This window comes from Oerskovia sp. NPDC060287, from assembly GCF_042726775.1.
Lineage (GTDB): Bacteria > Actinomycetota > Actinomycetes > Actinomycetales > Cellulomonadaceae > Oerskovia > Oerskovia merdavium.
This window is the reverse complement of the sequence record NZ_JBHXBO010000305.1, coordinates 1-4,061: the sequence shown is the minus strand read 5'-3', so window position 1 is coordinate 4,061 and position 4,061 is coordinate 1. Positions and strand designations below refer to the sequence as shown.

Here is a 4,061-nt window from a genome sequence, read left to right as displayed (position 1 = left end):
CTGACCGGTTCTCCGCAGCGCGGAGGCCTGGTCAGGACGCCCCTGACGCATGTCCGGGTGCTACTAGGCTCTGTGCATGACTTCTACCTCGTCGGCGCCCGTGGCCGCCGCGACCTCTCGGACCCTGTGGCTCGGTACGTACCCGGACGGGGCGGACGCCGGGAGCGGCGAGGGGATCTGGCGTCTCGAGGTCGACGCGGCCACGGGTGAGCTGGGCGAGGCGGCACTGGTCGCGGTCACGCCCTCGCCGTCCTTCCTCGCGCTCGACCCGGACGGCTCCCGGCTGTACGCGGTCACCGAGACCGAGCACGGTGCGGTGAGCGGGTTCGCGCTCACGGCGGACGGTGGGCTCGCCCCGCTGGGCGTCGTGCCCAGCGGTGGCTCCTACCCCTGCCACGTCGTGGCGGTCGACGACGCCCTGTGGGTGGCCAACTACGGTGACGGCACGTTCGCGGTGCTGCCGCTCGACGCCGAGGGAGCCCCGACCGAGGCGCTGCGGCTCGGGCACCAGGGCACGGGACCCGACGCCGAGCGCCAGGAAGGACCGCACGCCCACTTCGTCGGCGAGGTCGGGGGCGCGCCGGTCGTGGTGGACCTGGGGACGGACGAGCTGCGCGCCTACCCGCGCGCGCTCGACGAGCTGCGGGCCCAGGCGGACGGCGGGGTCCCCGCGCGAGTCCTCGCGACGTTCCCCGGCGGTGCGGGGCCGCGTCACTTCGCGGTCCTGCCCGGCGAGGCCGGGGCGCAGGGAGCCCCCGCGGCCCTGCTCGTCGCGACCGAGCTCGACTCGCGCGTCTACGTCCTGGTCCCGGCCGCGGACGGCTCGTTCGAGGTGGCGAGCTCGGTCCCGGCGACCGCGGCCCCGCTGCCCGCGGGGGGCCGCAGCTACCCCTCGCACGTCGCGCTGAGCGCGGACGGCTCGCGCCTGTTCGTCGCGATCCGGGGGGCGGACGTGCTCTCGACGTTCGCCGTCACGCGGGACGCCGCAGGGCCCGACGGCGCCGCTCCCGTCCTCGAGCACCTCGCCGACTCCCCGCTGGGCGGGGCGTGGCCGCGGCACTTCGCGGTGCTGGCCCCCGTGGGCGACGGCACTCCTGCGGGCGACCTGGTGGTCGTCGCGAACCAGAACTCCTCCAACCTCACGGTCCTGCGGATCGACCGGGAGGACGGGTCGGGCGTGCTCGTCGACGAGTTGGCGGTCCCCGTGCCCGCGTGCGTCGTGGAGGCCTGAGCGCCGTGAAGGAGTCCCCGCGCATCGCGATGCTCTCGGTGCACACCTCGCCGCTCGACCAGCCCGGGACGGGCGACGCGGGCGGCATGAACGTGTACATCACCGAGCTGTCGCGGGCGCTCGCGCGACGCGGGGCGAAGGTCGAGATCTTCACGCGCGCGACGTCGTCGGCCCAGCCTCCCGTGGTCGAGGCCGAGGACGGTGTCCTGGTCCGCCACGTCGTGGCCGGTCCGTTCGAGGGGCTCGACAAGAACGACCTGCCGGGCCAGCTCTGCGCCTTCACGGCCGGGGTCCTGCGGGCCGAGGCCCGGCGGGACGCCGGCTGGTACGACGTGGTCCACACGCACTACTGGCTCTCGGGACAGGCGGGCTGGCTCGCGGCCGACCGCTGGGACGTCCCGCTCGTGAACTCGATGCACACCATGGCCCGCGTGAAGAACGCCGCGCTGGCGCCGGGTGACGCCCCGGAGCCGCTCGGTCGGATCATCGGCGAGGAACAGGTCGTCGCCGAGGCCGACGCGCTCGTGGCGAGCACGCCCGAGGAGTTCAAGGACCTCGTCGACCAGTACGGGGCCGACCCCGCGAAGGTCCACGTCGTGCCGCCGGGCGTGGACCTCGAGCTGTTCTCGCCCCCCGCGCCGGGGGAGTCCAAGGAGGCGTTGCGTGCGGCGCTCGGGCTCCCGACGACGGGCAGGCTCGTGCTCTTCGCCGGGCGCGTCCAGCCGCTCAAGGCGCCCGACGTCCTGGTCAGGGCGCTCGGCGTCCTCGCGGACCACGACGAGCCGCTGCCGACCCTCGTGGTCCTTGGCGGCGCGAGCGGTCGTCTGACGGCCGTGCGCGAGCTCGAGGCGCTCGCGTTCCAGATGGGCGTCGCCGACCACGTGATCGTGCGCCCGCCCGTGCCGCGCGAGCAGCTCGTGCGTTACTACCGGGCCGCGGACGTCGTCGCGGTGCCGTCCCACAACGAGTCGTTCGGGCTGGTCGCGGCCGAGGCGCAGGCGTCGGGCACGCCCGTGGTCGCCGCGGCCGTCGGCGGGTTGCGGACGGTCGTCGAGGACGGGGTGTCGGGCATCCTCGTCCCCGACCACAACCCGTGGACGTGGTCGCGCACGCTGAGCGACCTCCTGGCCGACGACGCGCGTCGCGCCGAGCTCGCCTCAGGCGCCCGGCGCGTGAGCGAGCGCTACGGCTGGGACGCGACGGCCGAAGCCATGCTGTCGGTGTACGCGCAGGCGGCCGAGGTGCGGGCCGCGCGCCCCCGCTGAGGGACCGGTCGACGACTCGGTGCAGCCCGCGGAGGCGCGGCGTCCGCCGTCGTCCGCGGCGAGCGGTGCCCGTGCTCGCCGGGCACCGCTGCGGACCGCTCGGGTCAGTCCTGGCGTTCGAGCACGAAGACCGGGATCTCGCGGTCGGTGCGCTCCTGGTAGTCGGCGTACGGCGGGTAGGCCTCGACCGCGCGCTTCCACCACAGGGCCTTCTCCTCGCCCGTGACCTCGCGCGCCGTGTAGTCGTGGCGCTCGGGGCCGTCCTGGAGCTCGACGTGCGGGTCCGCCACGAGGTTGTAGTACCAGACGGGGTGCTGGGGCGCTCCGCCGAGCGAGGCGACGACGGCGTAGTCGCCGTCGTGCTCGACGCGCATGAGCGGGGTCTTGCGGATCTTCCCGCTCTTGGCGCCCAGGGTCCACAGGATGACGACGGGCATCCCGTTCATGGTCGTGCCCTTGGTGCCGCCCGAGCTCTCGTAGAGCTCGGTCTGCTTGCGTGCTCGGTCGTCGGGGCTCGGTGCGTACTCTCCGGTGATGGGCATGTCTGTACCAACGCGTGGCGCGCGTCACCATTCCCGCGGCGCGAGCTCCCGGTTCGCCGCCGGAAGTTCCACCAGGAGTTCCGTGGTGTTCCCGTGAGCTCCCGCCCGAGCTCCCCCGACGCCCGACGTGTTCCACCTTCTTCGGGGGGAACTTCCCGTTCCGTAGATGTTCGGTGACCATTTCCCGGGACAGCGCTGCCACGGTCGCCGGGGTACGGGATGATGTTGACCATGACCTACACCCTCGTGCTGCTCCGCCACGGCGAGAGCGAATGGAATGCCAAGAACCTGTTCACCGGCTGGGTGGACGTCGCACTCTCGGAGAAGGGCGTCGAGGAGGCGAAGCGCGGCGGCGAGCTCCTCAAGGAGGCCGGCATCCTGCCGGACGTCGTCCACACCTCCCTCCTGCGTCGCGCGATCACCACGGCGAACCTCGCCCTGGACGCTGCTGACCGTCACTGGATCCCCGTGAAGCGCTCGTGGCGCCTCAACGAGCGCCACTACGGTGCGCTCCAGGGCAAGGACAAGAAGCAGACGCTCGAGGAGTTCGGCGAGGAGCAGTTCATGCTGTGGCGTCGTTCCTACGACGTGCCGCCGCCCGCGATCGAGAAGGGCTCGGAGTTCTCGCAGGACGCCGACCCGCGCTACGCCGGCGAGCCCGAGGTCCTCACCGAGTGCCTCAAGGACGTCCTCGAGCGCGAGATGCCCTACTGGGAGTCGGACATCATCCCCGACCTCAAGGCCGGCAAGACCGTCCTGGTCGCCGCTCACGGCAACTCGATCCGTGCGATCGAGAAGTACCTCGACGAGATCTCGGACGAGGACATCGCGGGCCTGAACATCCCCACGGGCATCCCGGTCGTCTACGAGCTCGACGAGAACTTCAAGCCGATCGTCAAGGGTGGCACGTACCTGGACCCCGACGCCGCGGCAGCCGCCGTGGCCGCGGTCGCGAACCAGGGTCGCTGACCTCGACGCACAGTCACGAACGCCCGACGGCGCCGCTCCCCTCGCGAGGGGAGC

General features: G+C 72.9%; 4 protein-coding genes. 3 read left to right on the top strand and 1 reads right to left on the bottom strand.

Annotated features, from left to right (window positions below):
* Positions 1-76: 76 nt before the first annotated feature.
* Together ACFWFR_RS17920 and mshA are read left to right on the top strand one after the other, a co-directional pair.
* On the top strand, positions 77-1,231 hold the full coding sequence (locus ACFWFR_RS17920) for a lactonase family protein (RefSeq protein ID WP_377623942.1): 1,155 nt from the start codon (positions 77-79) through the stop codon (positions 1,229-1,231).
* Between the two features lie 29 nt (positions 1,232-1,260).
* Positions 1,261-2,496 (top strand): D-inositol-3-phosphate glycosyltransferase, encoded by a 1,236-nt coding sequence (mshA, locus tag ACFWFR_RS17915; protein WP_377623944.1) that lies wholly within the window; start codon positions 1,261-1,263, stop codon positions 2,494-2,496.
* A gap of 104 nt (positions 2,497-2,600) precedes the next feature.
* On the opposite strand, the gene ACFWFR_RS17910 is transcribed toward mshA, so the two are convergent.
* Positions 2,601-3,038 carry a nitroreductase family deazaflavin-dependent oxidoreductase gene (locus tag ACFWFR_RS17910; protein ID WP_191802070.1) on the bottom strand — a complete coding sequence of 146 codons (438 nt, stop codon included), beginning with the start codon at positions 3,036-3,038 and terminating at the stop codon, positions 2,601-2,603.
* A 231-nt stretch (positions 3,039-3,269) separates the two neighbouring features.
* Between ACFWFR_RS17910 and ACFWFR_RS17905 the strand changes: the two genes are divergently transcribed.
* On the top strand, positions 3,270-4,007 hold the full coding sequence (locus tag ACFWFR_RS17905; RefSeq protein WP_191802068.1) for a phosphoglyceromutase: 738 nt from the start codon (positions 3,270-3,272) through the stop codon (positions 4,005-4,007).
* The last annotated feature ends 54 nt before the right edge of the window (positions 4,008-4,061 follow it).

Coding starts and splice junctions, on each gene's coding strand:
- ACFWFR_RS17920 (WP_377623942.1), top strand. CDS start 77: ATGACTTCTACCTCGTCGGCGCCCGTGGCCGCCGCGACCTCTCGGACC.
- ACFWFR_RS17910 (WP_191802070.1), bottom strand. CDS start 3,038: ATGCCCATCACCGGAGAGTACGCACCGAGCCCCGACGACCGAGCACGC.
- mshA (WP_377623944.1), top strand. CDS start 1,261: ATGCTCTCGGTGCACACCTCGCCGCTCGACCAGCCCGGGACGGGCGAC.
- ACFWFR_RS17905 (WP_191802068.1), top strand. CDS start 3,270: ATGACCTACACCCTCGTGCTGCTCCGCCACGGCGAGAGCGAATGGAAT.